Source organism: Propionibacterium acidifaciens (assembly GCF_003798325.1).
Taxonomy (GTDB): Bacteria; Actinomycetota; Actinomycetes; order Propionibacteriales; family Propionibacteriaceae; genus Propionibacterium; species Propionibacterium acidifaciens.
On sequence record NZ_CP033719.1, the window covers coordinates 1,090,350 to 1,107,795 of the forward strand.

Annotated in this window: 19 protein-coding genes; 13 read left to right on the forward strand and 6 right to left on the reverse strand. The window is 71.1% G+C overall.

The features are described from left to right. Positions 1-61: 61 nt before the first annotated feature. Positions 62-895 carry an IspD/TarI family cytidylyltransferase gene (locus tag EGX94_RS04630; protein ID WP_226906049.1) on the reverse strand — a complete coding sequence of 278 codons (834 nt, stop codon included), beginning with the start codon at positions 893-895 and terminating at the stop codon, positions 62-64. Positions 896-1,081: 186 nt separating this feature from the next. On the opposite strand from EGX94_RS04630, the gene EGX94_RS04635 reads away from it, so the two are divergent. The 11 genes from EGX94_RS04635 to EGX94_RS04685 all read left to right on the forward strand — a co-directional run bounded on the left by EGX94_RS04635 (position 1,082) and on the right by EGX94_RS04685 (position 10,561). Continuing rightward, positions 1,082-1,786 carry a triose-phosphate isomerase gene (locus tag EGX94_RS04635; protein ID WP_021797155.1) on the forward strand — a complete coding sequence of 235 codons (705 nt, stop codon included), beginning with the start codon at positions 1,082-1,084 and terminating at the stop codon, positions 1,784-1,786. 46 nt (positions 1,787-1,832) lie between these two features. Beyond that, positions 1,833-2,681 (forward strand): class II fructose-bisphosphate aldolase, encoded by an 849-nt coding sequence (locus EGX94_RS04640; RefSeq protein WP_021797156.1) that lies wholly within the window; start codon positions 1,833-1,835, stop codon positions 2,679-2,681. Positions 2,682-2,708: 27 nt separating this feature from the next. Further along, on the forward strand, positions 2,709-3,239 hold the full coding sequence (locus EGX94_RS04645) for a YjbQ family protein (protein WP_021797149.1): 531 nt from the start codon (positions 2,709-2,711) through the stop codon (positions 3,237-3,239). 225 nt (positions 3,240-3,464) lie between these two features. Then, positions 3,465-3,725 (forward strand): HPr family phosphocarrier protein, encoded by a 261-nt coding sequence (locus EGX94_RS04650; RefSeq protein WP_021797153.1) that lies wholly within the window; start codon positions 3,465-3,467, stop codon positions 3,723-3,725. Beyond that, on the forward strand, positions 3,725-5,437 hold the full coding sequence (ptsP, locus tag EGX94_RS04655; protein ID WP_123825957.1) for a phosphoenolpyruvate--protein phosphotransferase: 1,713 nt from the start codon (positions 3,725-3,727) through the stop codon (positions 5,435-5,437). Before EGX94_RS04650 ends, ptsP begins: the two co-directional genes overlap by 1 nt. A gap of 78 nt (positions 5,438-5,515) precedes the next feature. After that, positions 5,516-6,121 carry a PTS glucitol/sorbitol transporter subunit IIC gene (gene srlA, locus EGX94_RS04660; RefSeq protein WP_043119996.1) on the forward strand — a complete coding sequence of 202 codons (606 nt, stop codon included), beginning with the start codon at positions 5,516-5,518 and terminating at the stop codon, positions 6,119-6,121. After that, entirely contained in the window at positions 6,118-7,137 is a 1,020-nt protein-coding gene (srlE, locus tag EGX94_RS04665) for a PTS glucitol/sorbitol transporter subunit IIB (RefSeq protein WP_021796198.1), read from the forward strand. The genes srlA and srlE overlap by 4 nt, the downstream gene beginning before the upstream one ends. Positions 7,138-7,194: 57 nt before the next feature. Further along, positions 7,195-7,563 (forward strand): PTS glucitol/sorbitol transporter subunit IIA, encoded by a 369-nt coding sequence (locus EGX94_RS04670; protein ID WP_021796197.1) that lies wholly within the window; start codon positions 7,195-7,197, stop codon positions 7,561-7,563. A 5-nt stretch (positions 7,564-7,568) separates the two neighbouring features. Beyond that, complete coding sequence (locus tag EGX94_RS04675; protein WP_021796200.1) at positions 7,569-8,078, forward strand: glucitol operon activator protein GutM; 510 nt, start codon at positions 7,569-7,571, stop codon at positions 8,076-8,078. A gap of 19 nt (positions 8,079-8,097) precedes the next feature. Further along, entirely contained in the window at positions 8,098-9,402 is a 1,305-nt protein-coding gene (locus EGX94_RS04680) for an NAD(P)H-dependent oxidoreductase (RefSeq protein WP_021796201.1), read from the forward strand. 199 nt (positions 9,403-9,601) lie between these two features. Beyond that, positions 9,602-10,561, forward strand: coding sequence for a sugar-binding transcriptional regulator (locus EGX94_RS04685; protein ID WP_021796196.1), 960 nt, complete (start codon positions 9,602-9,604; stop codon positions 10,559-10,561). Between the two features lie 294 nt (positions 10,562-10,855). Here EGX94_RS04685 and EGX94_RS04690 read toward each other — a convergent pair whose 3' ends face one another. Continuing rightward, positions 10,856-11,605 (reverse strand): phosphoglyceromutase, encoded by a 750-nt coding sequence (locus EGX94_RS04690; protein ID WP_021798289.1) that lies wholly within the window; start codon positions 11,603-11,605, stop codon positions 10,856-10,858. A 155-nt stretch (positions 11,606-11,760) separates the two neighbouring features. Between EGX94_RS04690 and EGX94_RS04695 the strand changes: the two genes are divergently transcribed. Continuing rightward, complete coding sequence (locus EGX94_RS04695; protein WP_051245537.1) at positions 11,761-12,468, forward strand: TetR/AcrR family transcriptional regulator; 708 nt, start codon at positions 11,761-11,763, stop codon at positions 12,466-12,468. 105 nt (positions 12,469-12,573) lie between these two features. Beyond that, the gene (locus tag EGX94_RS04700) at positions 12,574-13,329 is read left to right on the forward strand and encodes an SDR family oxidoreductase (protein ID WP_021798288.1); all 756 of its coding nucleotides are present in this window, start codon (positions 12,574-12,576) and stop codon (positions 13,327-13,329) included. Between the two features lie 266 nt (positions 13,330-13,595). Here the strand turns inward: EGX94_RS04700 and EGX94_RS04705 are convergent, their stop codons facing one another. Genes EGX94_RS04705 through EGX94_RS04720 form a run of 4 tightly spaced genes read right to left on the reverse strand, consistent with a single transcriptional unit; the run spans position 13,596 to position 17,350 of the window. Beyond that, positions 13,596-13,970 (reverse strand): biotin/lipoyl-containing protein, encoded by a 375-nt coding sequence (locus EGX94_RS04705; RefSeq protein ID WP_021798285.1) that lies wholly within the window; start codon positions 13,968-13,970, stop codon positions 13,596-13,598. Positions 13,971-13,986: 16 nt separating this feature from the next. Next, entirely contained in the window at positions 13,987-14,232 is a 246-nt protein-coding gene (locus EGX94_RS04710) for a hypothetical protein (RefSeq protein ID WP_021798286.1), read from the reverse strand. A 16-nt stretch (positions 14,233-14,248) separates the two neighbouring features. Further along, the gene (locus EGX94_RS04715; protein ID WP_021798291.1) at positions 14,249-15,820 is read right to left on the reverse strand and encodes an acyl-CoA carboxylase subunit beta; all 1,572 of its coding nucleotides are present in this window, start codon (positions 15,818-15,820) and stop codon (positions 14,249-14,251) included. Positions 15,821-15,835: 15 nt separating this feature from the next. Next, positions 15,836-17,350, reverse strand: coding sequence for a methylmalonyl-CoA carboxytransferase subunit 5S (locus tag EGX94_RS04720; protein WP_021798290.1), 1,515 nt, complete (start codon positions 17,348-17,350; stop codon positions 15,836-15,838). Positions 17,351-17,446 lie beyond the last annotated feature (96 nt).

The following is a 17,446-nucleotide window of genomic DNA, read 5'->3' on the forward strand; positions in this document are numbered from 1 at the left end:
GCCGGTGTCGTGGCCACGCCTCGCGATGCATGACATGGGGGCCGCCATCCCCCCGGGCCCCTCAGGACTCGCGCGGCCGGAACTTCCGCTCGCGCTCCTTCTCGATGACTTCTCGCTCCATCTCGACGATCTGGTTCTCGAGGTACTGGCCGCCGGGGACGTGGCGCAGCACGCGGCGGCCGCTGTGACGGCCGAGCGTCGCGCGCGCCTTCCACAGGGCCTCGGCGATCGTCATGTCGGCGGGCTCGGTGACCTTCATCGACATGCGCGAACCGGGCACGAGGACGACCTCGGCGCCGGCGAGCTCGGCGCAGGAGACGTCGTCGGTGAACCGCTCGCCGGCCGCGGCCATGCGCTCGTGCGCGGCGAGGATGACGTCGAGGGGGAAGCCCTGGGGCGTCTGCACGGCGCGCAGGGTGGAGCGGTCGATCGGGGCGCTGCGGCCCGGATCGTCCACGGAGCGCATCGAGTCGACGACGTCGACGACGGGGGCGACGGCCTCGGCGCCGCCCCGGACGGCCCCGATGACGGCCTCGACGACATGGGCGGGCACCATGGGCCGCACGGCGTCGTGGATGAGGACGACCTCGGCGCCGCTCAGCTCCGGGTCGTCGCGGATGAATCTCAGCCCGTTGCGGGCGGACTCCTGACGGCTCGCACCGCCGGGCACCTGGACGACGGGGATCGGCAGGGCCGCCTTCGTCAGCCCCAGCTCCCTGGCCGCCTTGTCGTTCACGACGACGACGGCGTGCGTGCAGCCGCCGGCGGCCATGGCCTCGATCGACATGTTCATCAGCGCGTGGCCCGTGATCTTGAGCGCCGGCTTCGACACCGACCCCCCGTACCGGACCCCCAGGCCCGCACCCAGGATGACGGCGACCACCGGCTGTGACATGGCCATGAGTCTGCCACAGGACGGGCCCGCCCACCGGCCGCACCGGCGATCACGGCCCGGCGAGGAACCGCGTCTGCACACAATCCCGCTATTGCAAAACTTTGTGCGTTGTGAGAACATCGGGTCGTTCATATGCATACTTTCTCAATTTTATGCAACTTTTTGCACACATGGAAAGGCAGGACCATGAGCGCAGCAACGACGCAGCCCGTCACCGGACCGTTCCTCATCGTCAACCCGAAGGCCCACCTCGGCGGCTCCGAGACCCTCCGGCTGGCCCTGCTCACCGACGAGCTGGCCGCCCGGTTCGACATCGACGTCCTCTTCACCGCCCAGCACGTCGACCTGCGCATGGTCGCCGGGCGCACCGGGCGCCTGTGCGTGACCGCCCAGCACATGGACCCGATCACCCCGGGCCGCGGCATGGGCCGCATCCTCCCCGAATCGCTCGTCGAGGCGGGCGCCCGGGCCGTCGTCCTCAACCACGCCGAGCACCCGCTCCCGCTGGCCGTTCTCGACGCCACGATGGAGAGGGCCCGCCAGGTCGGCCTGGCCACGGTCGTCTGCGCCGACACCGACGCCCAGTGCCGGGCCGTCGCCGCCATGGGCCCCGATGTCATGATCTGCGAGCCGACGGCCTCGATCGGCACCGGCCGGATGGACGCCGGCGACTACGTCGAGCGCACCACGCGGATCGTCAAGGACGCCGACCCGGGCATCCTCGTCATCCAGGCCGCCGGCGTGACCGGCGCAGCCGACATCGCCCGCGTGCTCGACCAGGGCGCCGACGGCTCCGGGGGCACGAGCGGCATCGTCAAGCACCCCGACTGGCGCCGGGTGCTCACCGAGATGTTCACGGCCCTCGCCGCGCACAGGGACGCCCTCCCCTGAACCCGGCCCGGCAGGGGCCGCGACCCGCCTCACCCAAGGAATCCTCATGATCATCGGTCTTCCCGCCGCGCTCGAGTACGCCGAGCGGAACGGCATCGGCCTCGCCGCCATCAACACGCCCTTCTTCGAGGGACTGCTCGGCGTCATCGACGTCGCCGAGCGCACCGACGTCCCCGTCATTCTGCAGTTCGCCCAGGTGCACGAGTCCATCGTCGCCATCGAGGACATGGGCCCGGCGATGGTCGAGCTGGCCCGCCGCTCCAGCGCCCCGTTCGTCCTGCACGTCGACCACGGCTTCGACATCGACTACATCCGCAAGGGCCTCGACATCGGCTTCACCTCGGCCATGATCGACGGCTCGAAGCTCGCCTACGACGAGAACGTCCGCGTCACCCGCGAGGTCGTCGAGCTGGCCGCCGAGCGCGGCGCCGGCGTCGAGGGCGAGATCGGCGTCATGACCGGCAACGAGAACGGCGACCCCGACCAGGGCGTCGCCGACGCCGCCCTGTACACCGACCCGCAGGCGGCCGCCGACTTCGTGCGGGCCACCGGCGTCACCGCACTGGCCGCCTCGTTCGGCACCGTCCACGGCGTCTACCGGCGCAAGCCGAAGCTGAACTACGAGCTCATCACCCGGCTGCGGGAGGCGACCGGGGTGCCGATCGTCATGCACGGCGGGTCGGGGCTGGAACCGCAGGAGTACCAGGAGTGCATCCGTCACGGCGTGCGCAAGATCAACTACTACACCTACTCGGCGAAGGCCGCCTACGACGCCTGCCCGCCGCTCGTCGAGGACCCCGACGTCATCCTCTTCTCCGATCTCGCCCGGGCGGCGCGCAGAGCCGTCGAGGAGGACGCCCAGAGGTTCATCGACGTCCTCAGGGCCACGGCCTGAACCCCCGGAACCACGAGGAGGAGCACCATGACCGTCTTCCACGCAGCGCTGGCCCTGGAGTCCCACGGCGGGACGCCGAGCTTCCTCGACGTCACCGGCCAGGTGCGCGGGGCCATCGCCGCCTCGGGCATCGGCAACGGCATCGTCGCGGTGATGAGCCCCCACACGACCTGCTCGGTGTACTACGACGAGTGGGCGCACGACACGGTCGAGGACGGCTCGGACTTCCTCCAGCACGACCTCAACCGCGTCCTGGGCCTCATCTGCCCCGATCAGACGCGGTTCCCGCCCTCCGACGGCTACTCCTACCCCGGCACCAGGCACTTCGAGGAGGTCGAGAGCTGGCCGAGCGCCGAGGAGTACCTGCCGGGCGGCGACCGCAGCGCCCTGCTCAACGCCGACGCGCACCTCAAGGCGTCGATCGTCGGCTCCTCGCAGACCTTCCCGCTCATCGACGGCGAACTCGGGTTCGGCGTCACCGGCTACATCTTCTTCGTCGACTGGGACCGCGACCGGCCCCGCACACGGACCTGCCGGGTCACGGTCATCGGCGAGTGAAAGGACGAACCCCTGCCATGAAATGCAAATAATTGCATTCATTTGACCTTTAATTGCATATACTGTGGCGCTCATGTCACCATGAGCCGAGTCGTCCGGACCCGGTGCCGAGTCCGGCGACCGACCGGTTGGCGTCCAGTCCATCGAACACCGCTCCCCACGCCGTCGGCCCGGCTCACCGGGCAGACACCGCCGTCCAGAGAATCCACCGAAGTGAGGCCAATGATGTCCACCCGTGAAGCCGTCGTCGCCGCCACCGAGGGCCTGCACGCCCGCCCCGCCGCGACCTTCGTCCAGGCCGCCAAGAAGTGCGGCGTGCCCGTCCAGATCTCCATGGGCGACAAGGGCCCGGTCCCCGCCACCTCGATGCTGTCCGTGCTCGGCCTGGGCGCGCACTGCGGCGACACCGTCGTCCTGAGCGCCGAGGGCGAGGGCGCCGAGGCGGCTCTCGATGCGCTGGTCGCCGTCCTCGCGGAGGCGCAGTGATGCCCGAGCCCCGGGAGTACCCCGGCATCGGGGTCGGCTCGACCGCCGCCGTCGGCCCGTGCGCACGGTTCGCGGCACCGCCCGCGGCGCCGGCCGACGAGCCCGTCCCGTCCGGGGCCGAGGCGATCGCCGCGGCGGGCGCCGCACTCGCCGAGGCGCTCGAGCAGGTCTCGGCCGAACTGCGGGCCGCGGCCGCCGAGCACCCCGGCGAGACGCTCGGCGACGTGCTCTCGGCCACCGCCGAGATGGCCGACGACCCGGCCCTGGCCGACCGCGCCGCCCAGATCATCGCCGAGGGCAACGGCCCGGCGAACGCCATGACGAAGGCCGTCGCCGAGTTCGCCGCGACGCTCACCGGGATCGGCGGCTACCTGGCCGAGCGCGTCACCGACCTGAACTCGGTGCGCGACCGCACGGTGGCCAGGCTGCTCGGCCCGGCGACGCCGGGCCTGCGAACGATCGACGAGCCGGCCGTCGTCATCGCCCACGAGCTGACCCCGGCCGACACCTCGAGCCTCGACATGACGAAGGTGATCGCCCTCGTCACCGAGGTGGGCGGCCCCACCTCGCACACCGCGATCATCGCCCGCCAGCTCGGCCTGCCCTGCGTCGTGCGGGCGGCCGGTGCCACGCAGATCCCCGAGGGAGCGCTCGTCGCCGTCGACGGCGCCCGGGGCTCGGTCGTCGTGGCCCCCGACGAGGCCACCCGCGAGGCCATCGTCCGCCGCATGGAGCGCCACCGGGCGCTGGCGACCGACACCGCGCCCGGCGCCACGTCCGACGGCCACCCGATCCAGCTGCTGGCCAACATCGGCGGCGTCGCGGACGCCCGGTCGGCGGCCGGCAAGGCGGTCGAGGGCGTGGGCCTGTTCCGCACCGAGTTCGTCTTCCTCGACGCCGCCGCCGAGCCGGGCGTCGCCGAGCAGGCCGGGATCTACCGGGAGGTCCTCAAGGCCTTCACCGGCCGCAAGGTCGTCGTCCGCACCCTCGACGCCGGCGCCGACAAGCCGCTGGCCTACGCCAACCCGGCGCACGAGTCGAATCCGGCGCTGGGCCAGCGCGCCTACCGTCTCGTCCGCTCCGTGCCGCACCTGATGGAGCACCAGCTGAGGGCCCTGGCGGCCGCCATCGACGACTGCCCCGACACCGAGGCGTGGGTCATGGCGCCGATGATCTCCACCGCCGGCGAGGCCGCCGACTTCCGCCGCCGCGCCGACGAGGCGGGGCTCGGCGCCAGGGCCAGGATCGGCGTCATGGTCGAGGTGCCGGCCGTCGCGCTGTGCGCCGACCAGGTGCTGCAGCACGTCGACTTCGTGTCGATCGGCACGAACGACCTGGCCCAGTACACGATGGCCGCCGACCGCGAGCTCGGCGCGCTGTCCGACCTCATCGACCGCTGGCAGCCCGCCGTCCTCAGGCTCGTCGAGGCCACGGCCCGGGCCGGCGCCGCCTCCGGCACCCCGGTGGGGGTCTGCGGCGAGTCGGCCTCCGACCCGCTCATGGCGCTCGTGCTGTGCGGGCTGGGGATCACGTCGCTGTCGATGTCGACCCCGGCCGTGCCCGCCGTCCGCTTCGCCCTGCGGCACACCTCGCTGGCGACCTGCCGGGCGATGGCGCGGGCGGCCATCGACGCCCCCGACGCGGCGGCCGCGGTCTCGGCCGTCCAGGAGCTGCTCGACCCCCGGGTGAGGGAGGCCATGTCCCTCGACTGAGGACCTCGCGCGATGGAGCGCACCCGGCGGCGGCACCCGTCCGTCGCCGCACCAACCACACGCAGACAAGGAGTCATCGTGGACGACAATCCCGTGATGAAGGCGATCACCTGGTTCGCCGAACACTTCATCGGGCTGTTCAACGCCTCGGCCGAGCAGTTCCTGAGCCTGGCCTCCGGCATCCTGCCGCTGCTCATGGTCATGCTGACCGCCATGTACGCGATCACCACCTGGATCGGTGAGGAGCGCGTCAACCACGCGGTGCGGTGGGCCGGCAGGTACGCCGTGACCCGCTACACGGTCATGCCCTTCCTGGCCATGCTGCTGCTGACCAACCCGATGGCCTACACCTTCGGCCGCTTCCTGCCCGAGCGCTACAAGCCGGCCTTCTACGACGCCGCCGTGTCGGTCTGCCACCCGATCACCTCGCTGTTCCCGCACGCCAACGCGGGCGAGGTCTTCGTCTGGACCGGCGTCTCGGCCGGCGTCACGGCGGTCGCCCCCGACGAGTACGCACTGCTCGCGGTCCTGTACTTCCTCGTCGGCCTGGTCGTCATCCTCATCCGCGGCTTCGCGACCCAGTGGATGACCGCCATCCTGATCCGCCGCGGCGGCCACCGGGAGACCTTCACGAAGTACGACGAGGCGTACGCCGCCGGCCAGATCCAGGGAGGCGTGGCATGAGTCACCAGAGCGTCAAGGTCGTCAAGGGCAACGGCGGCTGGGGCGACGACATGATCCTGACCCCCACCGACGAGAAGAACATCGTCCTGTCGGTGACCGGCGGCGGCATCCACCCGGTCGCGGCGCGCATCGCCGAGCTGAGCGGCGCCGAGGCCGTCGACGGCTTCACGAACAGCGTCGAGGACGACAAGGTGCTGGCCGCCGTCATCAACTGCGGCGGCACCGCCCGGATCGGCGTCTACCCGAAGAAGCGCATCAACACGATCGACATCTACCCCGGCTCGCCGACCGGACCGCTGGCCAAGTACATCACCGAGGACATCTTCGTCTCGGCGGTGGGACTGGACCAGATCGGTCCGGCCGACGCCGAGGCCGTCGACCGGGCCGCTGCGACCGCGACCGCGGCCCAGGCGGACGAGGCGGCCGCGGCGCGGGCCGGGACCGAGCGCCCGAGGACCGTCTCGCAGCGGCAGGCCGACAAGGGCGGCTTCATGTCGGTCATCGTGAAGTTCGGCAACGCGGTCGGCTACATCATCAACACGCTGCTGTCGTCGGGCCGCCAGGCGCTGGACATCATCCTGAAGACCGTCCTGCCCTTCATGGCCTACGTCGGCCTGCTCATGGGCATCGTGAACTACACGGGCGTCTCGGACCTGATCGCCCACGCTGTCACGCCGCTGGCCGGCAACCCGATCGGTCTGGTCCTGCTGGGCATCATCGTCGCCCTGCCGTTCCTGTCCCCGGTGCTCGGCCCCGGCGCCGCCATCGCCCAGGTCATCGGCGTGCTCATGGGCCAGCAGATCGGCGCCGGCGCGCTGCCGGTGCAGTACGCGCTGCCCACCCTGTTCGCCATCGACGGCCAGGTCGGCTGCGACTTCGTCCCGGTGGGCCTGTCCCTCGGCGAGGCCCAGCCCGAGACGATCTCCGTCGGCGTCTCCGCCGTGCTGTTCACCCGCCTCGTGACCTCGCCGGTGGCGGTCATCATCGCCTACCTCGCCTCGTTCCTGCTCATCTGACCGACACCCCCGGGTGGGGCGGCCCGGCCGCCCCACCCCTACCCAGGAGGAGGGACAATGTCCACCCTGTGGAGCGCTGACATCACCGCGATCGGGCCCGACGCGAGCGACATGATCGACGGCGGCGTCGTCATCCTGTTCGGCGAGCCCGTCCCCGAGGCGCTGGCCGAGGTCAGCATCGTGCACCGCACGACGACGGCCCCGACCCGCGACATCACCGCGGGCGATGTCCTCCGGATCGCCGGCCGGGAGTACACCGTCGACGCCATCGGCGAACGCGCCTGCGCGAACCTCACCGAGCTCGGCCACGTGGTCATCTACGTGAACCAGCCCGAGCAGGAGCTCCTGCCGGGCGCCGTCCTGGCGACCGGCCCGCAGCTCGTCCCCCCGGCCGTCGGCGGCACCGTCGAGTTCCTCGAGGCCTGACCGCCATGAACGCCCTCGACTGGCGGTTCCCCGCGATCCTCGTGGCGGCCATGATGCTCGGGCTGCTGCTCACCTGGGTCCAGATGCGCTCCTACAACGCCGAGCTCAACCGCGCCCTGCGAGCCGTCCGGGGCGAGCACCTCGTGCTCGTCTCCGGCCGCGGCCGCTCCATCGGCGGCGGGGCGATCGTCATCGCGATCATCGACGTCGCCGCCCGGCGCATCATCCGGGCGCGCGCCCTGGCCGGTCGGAGCGTCTTCGCCCGCTTCCACGACGCGCCCGGCCTCGTCGGGGACCTGGACGGGGCCGTCGACCGGGTCCGGGGCAGGCAGCTGAGGGCGGCCGTCGAGATGGCGCTGGCCCAGGTCGGCGCCTCCGCCCCGGCGGTCGGGCCCGCGTCCACCACCACATCCACCACGAGCAACGCGCCCGTTCTCGCAGCCGGGCCACGGCCGCTCCGCAGGCGCGTCCCCCGCACCACCGTCCCGAACCCGGACAGGGCCCGGGACGCATGAATCCCGAAAGGAAACCGACATGGGTTACACCAAGGCTCTTCTCGAACGCCAGCAGGAACTGGGCCGTCCGGTCCGGGTGGGCGTCGTCGGCGCAGGCCAGATGGGCTCCGGCCTCATCGCCTCGATCGAGCGCGCGCCGGGCCTGGCCGTCGTCGCCGTCGCCGACATCGTCATCGACAAGGCCGTCTCGGCCCTGCGCAACGCCGGCCGCGAGGACGTCGTCGTGGCCGACACCGACCTGGCGGCGGCCGAGCAGGCCATCCGGGACGGCCGGGCCGCCGTCGTCTCCGACGGCCTGCGGATGCCCGGGCTGCCCGTCGACATCGTCGTCGAGGTCTCCGGGGTGCCCGGGATCGCCGCCCAGATCGCCTACACGTGCATCACGCATTCCACGGACGTCGCCCTCATGACGGTCGAGGCCGACATCACCGTCGGCCCCCTCCTGTCGTCGATGGCCAACGCCGGCGGCTCGGTGTACACCGTCATGCGCGGCGACGAGCCGGTCGAGTGCCTCAAGCTCGTCGAGTACGCCCAGGATCTGGGCCTCGAGGTCGTGTGCGTCGGCAAGGGCAAGAACAACGTCAACATCCCGCACGGCATGCCCGAGGACAACATCGAGGACGCCCGCCGCAAGGGGATGAACCCGCGCATGCTCACGGAGTTCACGGACGGCACGAAGACCCAGCTCGAGATGACCGCCCTGTCGAACGCGACGGGCATCCCGATCGAGGTGGACGGCATGCACGGGCGGGAGATCCCGCTGGCCGAACTCGCCACGAAGCTCGTCCCCAGGGCCGACGGCGGCATCCTCGAGTTCGACAAGGGCCCGTGCGTCGAGTACGTCACCGGCGATGTCGCCCCGGGCGTCTTCTGCATCGTGAAGTCCACCTCGGACGTCGTCACCGCCGAGCTCGACTACCTCAGGCTCGGCCACGGTCCCTACTACCTCCTCCACCGTCCATGGCACATCGCCTCGATCGAGGCGCATCTGTCGATCTACGAGGCCGTCACGACCGGGCGTCCGGACTTCCAGTCCACGCACGTCACGACCGAGGTCGTCGGCCGGGCCAAGACCGATCTGGCGGCCGGCCTCACCTTCGAGGGCATGGGCGGGCACCACTTCTACGGCTACGCCATGCCCGCCGACAAGGCCCGTGAGCTGAATCTCGTGCCGATCGGCCTGCTGCAGCACTCGAAGCTGAAGGTCGGCAAGAAGGTCGACGAGATGATCTTCTACGACGACATCGAGCTCGACCGCGCCCGCCCGCTCGTCGCCATGCGCTTCCTCCAGGACGCCATGGTCGCCCGGGGCGTCCTCGGCTGACCGACGCCCCCCTCGCCGAACCGGCCGCCCCGCCGACGGGAGAAGGCCCTCGTCGGGGCGGCCGGTCGTGTCCAACGGTCCTCGCCGGGGACGATCCTCTCCCTACAATGATGGGGCCGGGACCCGCACGGTCCCGGCCCCATCGTCCATGCCGGACCTCCCCACCGGCGCCCGAGCCCACGGGGATGAGGAAGAGCCCATGCCTGCCAAGAGAGACCAGCAGCTGCTCATCGACGCCGCGCGGCTCTACTACGTCGACGGGCTCGACCAGGGCCAGGTCGGCGAGCGGCTCGGCCTCTCGCGCTCGAGCGTCTCCCGCATCCTCCACGAGGCGCGCTCCAGCGGCCTCGTGCAGATCCACATCGTCGGGGACGACCGCACGGTGCGCGACGGCGAGCTGGAGCGGCGCCTCGTGCGCACCTTCGGGCTGCGCGAGGCCCTCGTCGCCGACACCTCGACCAGCGCCGACCCCGGCGCCTCGGTCGCCCGGCTGGCCGGCGAGGCCTTCCCCCGGCTGGCCTCGGGGGCCTCGCGGATCGGCTTCAGCTGGGGCCTCACCGTCGCCCGGTTCATCGACCTGCTGCCCGACACCCGGCTTCGCCCCGACACCCGGATCGTTCCGCTCGTGGGCGGCATGCCGACGCTCGACAGCGCCCCCTCGGGCAACTCGCACCTGCAGATCCTCGCCGACAAGTGCGGCGCCGTGGCCGGGCGCTTCGACGCGCCGGCGATCGTGGAGTCGGCGCTCACCCAGCAGGCCATGATGAGCGAGTCCTCGGTGCAGGCCTCGCTGGCCGAGGCCCGCTCCTGCGACCTCGGCTTCGTCGGCATCGGGAACTACGAGGTGCAGACCTCGCGGGCCGTCATGAGCGCCATGCGGCTCAGCTTCGAGGAGAAGTCGGCCGTCGAGGCGGCCCACCCGGTCGGCGACATGCTCGGCCGCTACTTCACGATCGAGGGCGTCCCCCTCGGCCCGCCCGCCTCGGAGCGCGTCATCGGCATCGACCTGGACGACCTGAGGCGCATCCGGACGGTCATCGGCCTGGCCACCGGCAGGGCGAAGACCACCGGCACCCTCGGCGCGTTGCGCACCGGGGCGCTCGACATCCTCGTCGTGGACGACGTGCTCGCGCAGGCGCTGCTCGCGGCGAACCACTGACCCCGGGCCCGGCGATGCGCCCGGACGGCAGGCGTCCCGACCGCGCCGACGCCCCGCGCCCGGTGATGCGCGCATTCCCGGGCATCCCTCCCCGGGGCGCTCGGGACAACGCGCGCGGCACGGTGCGCGTGCTCGGCGACTTCGAGCGATTCCCCGCGTCCCTCCCCGAGCGCTCGGGACGGGCCCCGCGCCCCGGAGGGGATGCGCGTCGCACGGGCGCGGGCCGGACGAGCAGGGGGCGGGGCCGGTCGGCGCCCGCACCGCCGGCCCCGCCGGAGCGCCGCGACCTCGGCGCTACTTCCTGCCCTGGTTGGCGACGGCCTTCTGACCGGCCTCGGCCGCCTCGGGGTCGAGGTAGCGTCCGCCCTCGACGACGGGCCGCAGGGCGTCGTCGAGCTCGTAGAGGAGCGGGATGCCGGTGGGGATGTTGAGGCCCGAGATGGTCTGGTCGTCGATCTCGTCGAGGTGCTTCACGAGGGCGCGCAGCGAGTTGCCGTGGGCGGCGACGAGGACCGTGCGCCCGGCCCTCAGGTCGGGGACGATGTCGGACTCCCAGTAGGGGAGCATGCGGGCGACGACGTCCTTGAGGCACTCGCTGAGCGGACGCTCGGCCTCGGGCACGTCGGCGTAGCGGGCGTCGTGGAACTGGCTCCACTGCCCGTCGGGGTCGATCGGGGGCGGCGGCACGTCATAGCTGCGGCGCCACGCCATGAACTGGTCCTCGCCGTACTTCTCGCGGATCTCGGCCTTGTTGAGACCCTGGAGGGCGCCGTAGTGGCGCTCGTTGAGGCGCCAGCTGCGACGCACGGGGATCCAGTGGCGATCGCACCGGTCGAGCGAGAGACAGGCGGTGTGGATCGCGCGACGCAGCAGCGAGGTGTGGACGACGTCGGGCAGCAGGCCCTGCTCGGCGAGCAGCTCGCCGCCGCGAGTGGCCTCGCCCACGCCCTTCTCGTTGAGATCGACATCGACCCAGCCGGTGAACAGATTCTTCGAGTTCCATTCGCTCTCGCCGTGGCGGAGCAGGATCAGCTTCGAGGTCATGGCCCGAGTCTAGCGGCCGGGCCCTCGTCCGAGACCCCGAATCGGGGCGTCCACGACCCGGGACGGACCCTCGGCCCGTACTACCCTTGGGATGAATCATGGCGCGGCGCCCCCGGCGCGGCGCCATCGGCACGCGACAGGCAGCGGGGAGAGTCATGACGCAGGGCGAGATGTCGCCGGTGACACGCTCCACCGGCCACGACTCCCCGGGGCGCCCCCGCGACCCGCTCGTCGAGCCGCGCGCGCTCACCGCCGCCCTCGAGATCTACGGCCAGCACGGCTGGTCCGGCTTCACGATGGGCCGCGTGACGATGCTGGCCCGCGTGGGCAAGTCGTCCATCTACCGCCGTTGGCCCGACCGCGTCGAGCTGCTCACGGCGGCCTTCGAGCGCACGGCCCTGCTCTTCGAGCTGGACGACAGCCGCGTCGCCGGGCTGCCCTTCCAGGAGCAGCTGCTCACGATGGTCCAGCGCCGCCTCTACACGTACACGACGCCGACCGGCACGGCGATCATCCGCCTCCAGGTCGAGCACCACTGCGGCCCCGACGAGGTCGGCGAGATCTGGAAGGGGACGCTCTCGCGGTTCCGCAACGGCCTGCGCATCCTGCTGGGCGACGCCCACGTCACGAGCAGGCTGCGCCCCGAGGCCTCGCCGGAGCTGCTCGCCGAGGCGCTCGAGGGCAGCATGATCATGCACGCCCTGGCCCCGCCCTTCCCGGGGGCGGGCGCCGCCAACATCAACGAGCAGTCGTTCGCACTCGTCAAACAGGTCGTGGGCCCCTGGCTGACCGATCCGATGACGCTGCCCGCCGGCGCCCGCCCGCTGCCCCCGATCATCGGGGCGGGCGGGCGACCGGCGTGAGTCCGGCGCAGGACCGGGCGCCCGCCCGGACGACCGACCCGGATCACCGGGACGAGCGGGCGGTCGGTGCGGACCGGACCGCGCGGGGCGTGCCACGATGAGGGCATGAGTACCACGAAGACAGCAGTCGTCACCGGAGCATCCAGCGGTATCGGCGCCGCCACGGCGCGCAGGCTCGCCGCCGAGGGCCTCCACGTCCTCTGCGCGGCGCGCCGCCTCGATCGCCTCACCGCCTTGGCGCAGGAGATCGGCGGCACCGCCGTGGAGTGCGACGTCACCTCGCCGGAATCCGTCGCGGGCCTCGTCGAGGCGGTCGGGGGCCGTCTCGACGTGCTGGTCAACAACGCCGGCGGCGCGTTCGGCGTCGACCGCGTCGAGGACGCCGACATGGCCGACTGGGAGCGCATGTACGCCATCAACGTGACCGGTTCGGCGCGCGTCATCCAGGGCCTCCTGCCCGCGCTGGAACGGGCCGAGGGCACGATCATGGTCGTCACCTCGACCGCCGCGGAGTACCCCTACCCCGGCGGCGCCGGCTACTGCGGGGCCAAGGCCGCCGAGCGCAACATCGCCGGGGCGCTGCGCCTCGAACTGGGCGGCCGCCCGGTCCGCGTCCTCGAGATCTGCCCGGGCATGGTCCGCACCGAGGAGTTCTCGCTCGTGCGCCTGCGCGGCGACCGATCCGCCGCCGACGACGTCTACGCCGGCGTGCCCGAGCCCCTGCTCGCCGAGGACATCGCCGACGCGATCGCCTGGGCGGTCACCCGCCCCCCGCATGTGAACATCGACCGCATGATCATCCGCCCCCGGGCCCAGGTGAACAACTTCACGGTCCACAGGGACCAGTCCGAGCGGGGCTGAGCGCCCGCGGCCCGTCCCCCGCGTCCGTCGGCGTCGTGCCCCTGCGACGCGCCGAGCGCCCACCACGGCCCGGGATCCCCGAGGATCGGCCGACGGTCGTCCCGTCCGGCGTGACGACCTCCCGGCGGGGCGCGGAGCGCGGGGAGTCCCCTCGGAGCCCGCCACGACGCGGTACGGACCGGGGCGAGGAGGGGGCGGGAGGCATGAACAACGGAGGGGCCCCGCACCGGTTCGGTGCGGGGCCCCTCCTCCGCCGCGGCTCGGACTCAGCCGATCTTGATGAGACCCTGGCCGCCCTGGACGGCCTGGCGGACCTCGACGAGGATCTTCTCGACGGTGCCATCGGTGGGGGCCTGGATCTCGGTCTCCATCTTCATGGCCTCGAGCGTCGCGACGACCTGACCGGCCTTCACCGCGTCGCCCTCCTCGACGAGGATCTTGGACACGGTGCCGGCCAGCGGCGCGGGGATCTCGCCCTCGCCGGCCGCGCCTGCGGCGCCTCCCGAGACCGGGGCCGGGGCCGAGGCCGGGCCGCCGGCGCCGCCCCCGAACAGGATCGTGCCCATCGCATTGTTCTGGGTCTTGTCGACGTCGACATCGACGTCGTACGCGACGCCGTTGACGGTTACCTTCAGCTTCATGTCAGTCTCTTCCGGATCAACGAATGGAATGGTTCTGAAGAGCCCTGCGGCCCTGGCGGACCCAGTTCGGGCTCGGGGCGAAACGAACGGCCTGGACCGATCCGTCGTTGCCGAGATAGGCGGACACGGCAGCCGAGATGGCCACCAAGACGTCCTCCGGGACCCCCGGGCTGGCCGCCTTCAACGAACGCACCTCGGCCTCGAGAGCGGACAGACGCTTGGTGAGCGTCGCGATCACGAGGTCCTTCTCACTGTCAGACATGTTCAACTCCTTCCGATCAGCAGGGCATGTTGCCATGCTTCTTGGCCGGACGGGGCTGACGCTTGGTGGCGTACATCTCCAGCGCGGCGGCGATCTTGCGGCGGGTGTCGGCCGGATCGATCACATCGTCGACCTGGCCTCGGGCTGCGGCCACGTACGGCGTGTTGAACGCATCGCGGTACTCCTCGATCTTCTCGGCGCGAATGGCCTCGGGATCCTCGGCGGACGCGATCTCCTTGCGGAAGATCACGTTGGCGGCGCCGTCGGCGCCCATCACCGCGATCTCGGCGGTGGGCCAGGCGTAGACGGCGTCGGCGCCCAGGTCGCGGTTGCACATGGCCAGGTAGGACCCGCCGTAGGCCTTGCGGAGCACGACGGTGACCTTCGGTACGGTGGCCTCGGAGTAGGCGTACAGCATCTTCGCGCCGTGGCGGATGATGCCGCCGTACTCCTGCTGGACACCGGGCAGGAAGCCGGGGACGTCCACGAACTGCACCAGCGGGATGTTGAACGAGTCGCAGAAGTTGATGAACTCGGCGGCCTTGTCGGAGGCGTCGATGTCGAGGCAGCCCGACATCACCTTCGGCTGGTTCGCCACGACGCCGACCGTGCGGCCGTTGACGCGGGCGAAGGCGGTGACGATGTTCGTCGCCCAGCCGGCCTTGACCTCAAGGTAGTCGCCCCAGTCGACGATCTCGGCGATGACGTCCCGGACGTCGTAGCCCTTCGTGCCCTCGATCGGGACGATGTCGCGCAGCCCCTCGCACGGGGAGACGTCGTTGTTCGGGTTGACGAACTCGGCCTCCTCGGTGTTGTTCTGCGGCAGGAAGCTCAGGAGCTTGCGGGCGATGAGGACCGCCGCGTCGTCGTCCTCGGCCACGAAGTGGATGTTGCCACTGGTGGTCATGTGGGCGTCGGCGCCGCCGAGCTGGTCGGCCGTGACCTCCTCGCCGGTGACCGACTTGATGACGGCGGGGCCCGTGATGAACATGTGGGCCTTCTTCGTCATGATGATGAAGTCGGTCAGCGCCGGTGAGTACGAGGCGCCGCCGGCGCAGGGGCCGGCGATGATGGCGATCTGCGGGACGACGCCGGACAGCTTGACGTTCGCGAAGAACATCTTGCCGTAGCCGGACAGCGAGTCGATGCCCTCCTGGATCCGGGCGCCGCCCGAGTCGTAGAAGAACAGGAACGGCGTGCCGGTGACCAGCGCCTGCTCCATCGTCTCGACGACCTTGGTCGACTGGGTCTCGCCGGCCGAGCCGCCCATGACGGTGAAGTCCTGGGAGGCGACGTGGACGGGACGGCCGAAGATCGTGCCGCGACCGGTGACCACGCCATCGGCGGGCACGACGGCCCTGTCCATGCCGAACAACGTGGTGCGGTGCTTGCGGAAGGCGCCGACCTCGTCGAACGAATGGGAGTCGAGCAGATTGTCGATGCGCTCGCGAGCGGTCTGCTTGCCGCGCTCGCGCTGCTTCTGCAAGCGGGACTCGCCGCCGCCGAGCTCGATGGTGCGGCGCTGCTCGGCGAGCTGCTCCACACGCCCGGCCATGGTATCGGCCAGCTTGATGTTGTTGTTAGCCATGGTTGGCGATCACCTTCACGCGGGCTCGACGGTGACCTCGTGGCTGGTGCCACCGACGGTCACGCTGTAGCTGATGGGGCCGGAGACTGCTGCCGACGTGGTGCCCTCGGCCTCGGCCTTGAGCTGGGCCTCGGACAGGCCGACGTTCTTGGGGCCCTCGGAGCGGTGCTCGAAGAAGGTCGGGGCGACCCCCGGGAACAGCGCGTAGGTGAGGACGTCCTCGTCGGTGCCGTTGAAGCCTGGGAGCTTCGAGGCCTCCTCGACCTGCTTGTCCCACTCGGGCTCGAGCAGATCTGCGGGGCGGCAGGTGATCAGCTTCTTGCCCGTCTGCTCCGCGGCGAGCTTGGCGATGTCGGCGTCGCGCTCGGCGGGGCTGGCGCCGTAGTAGCCGAGCATGAGGTCGGCGAACTCGCCGGTCATGCGCTTGTAGGGGCCCATGAGGACGTTGAACACGGCCTGGGTGCCGACGATCTGGCTGGACGGGGTGACCAGCGGCGGGTAGCCGGCGGCCTCCTTGACCTTCGGGACCTCGGCCATGACCTCGTCGATGCGGTCCTCGGCGCCCTGGGCGCGCAGCTGGGACTCCATGTTGGAGAGCATGCCGCCGGGGATCTGCGAGCTGAAGATGTTGGTGTCGACGAGCGTCTTCGACTCGAAGTTGCGGTACTTCGGGCGGATGTCGCGGAAGTGGTCGCGGATCTTGAGGAGGCGGTCCATGTCGAGGCCGCTGGTGTAGCCGGTGTTCTCGAGCATCTCGACGACCGATTCGGTCGGGTTGTGGCCCGGGCCGAGGGACATGGAGCTGATGGCGGCGTCGACGACGTCGGCGCCGGCCTCGATGGCCTTCATGAGCGAGACCAGGGTGACGCCCGTGGTGGAGTGGCAGTGGACGTTGATCTGGACGTCCGTGCCGTAGGTGTCCTTGATGCCCTTGACGATGTCGTAGGCGGGCTGGGGCTTGAGGAGCGCGGCCATGTCCTTGAAGGCGATGGAGTCGGCGCCCATGTCGAGGAGCTGACCGGCGAGCTTCACGTAGCCCTCGGTGGTGTGGGCGGGGCTGATCGTGTAGCAGATGGTGCCCTGCGCATGCTTGCCGGCCTTCTTGACGGCGGCCATGGCGTGCTCGATGTTGCGCGGATCGTTCATGGCGTCGAAGACGCGGAAGACGTCCATGCCGTTCTCGGCCGACTTCTCCACGAAGCGGTCGACGACCTCGTCGTTGTAGTGGCGGTACCCGAGCAGGTTCTGGCCCCGCAGCAGCATCTGGAGGCGGGTGTTCGGCATCAGCGTGCGGAAGGTGCGCAGACGCTCCCACGGATCCTCGTTGAGGAAGCGGATGCAGGAATCGTAGGTGGCGCCGCCCCAGCACTCGACGGACCAGTAGCCGGCCGCATCGATGTCGGCGCAGGCATCGACCATGTCCTCCATGGCCATACGGGTGGCGAACAGACTCTGATGGGCATCGCGCAGCACGAGCTCGGTGACACCGATCTCGCGCGGCTCGGAAACCTCAATTTCTCGCGGACTCATGGGCTCATCCTTCCACGTCCCGATCGTTCCGGCAGCATCGGGGCCCCGCTTGCGCCGAGCGGCGGCCGGGAGCGGGCGCCCCGGCGAGAGGAGTCG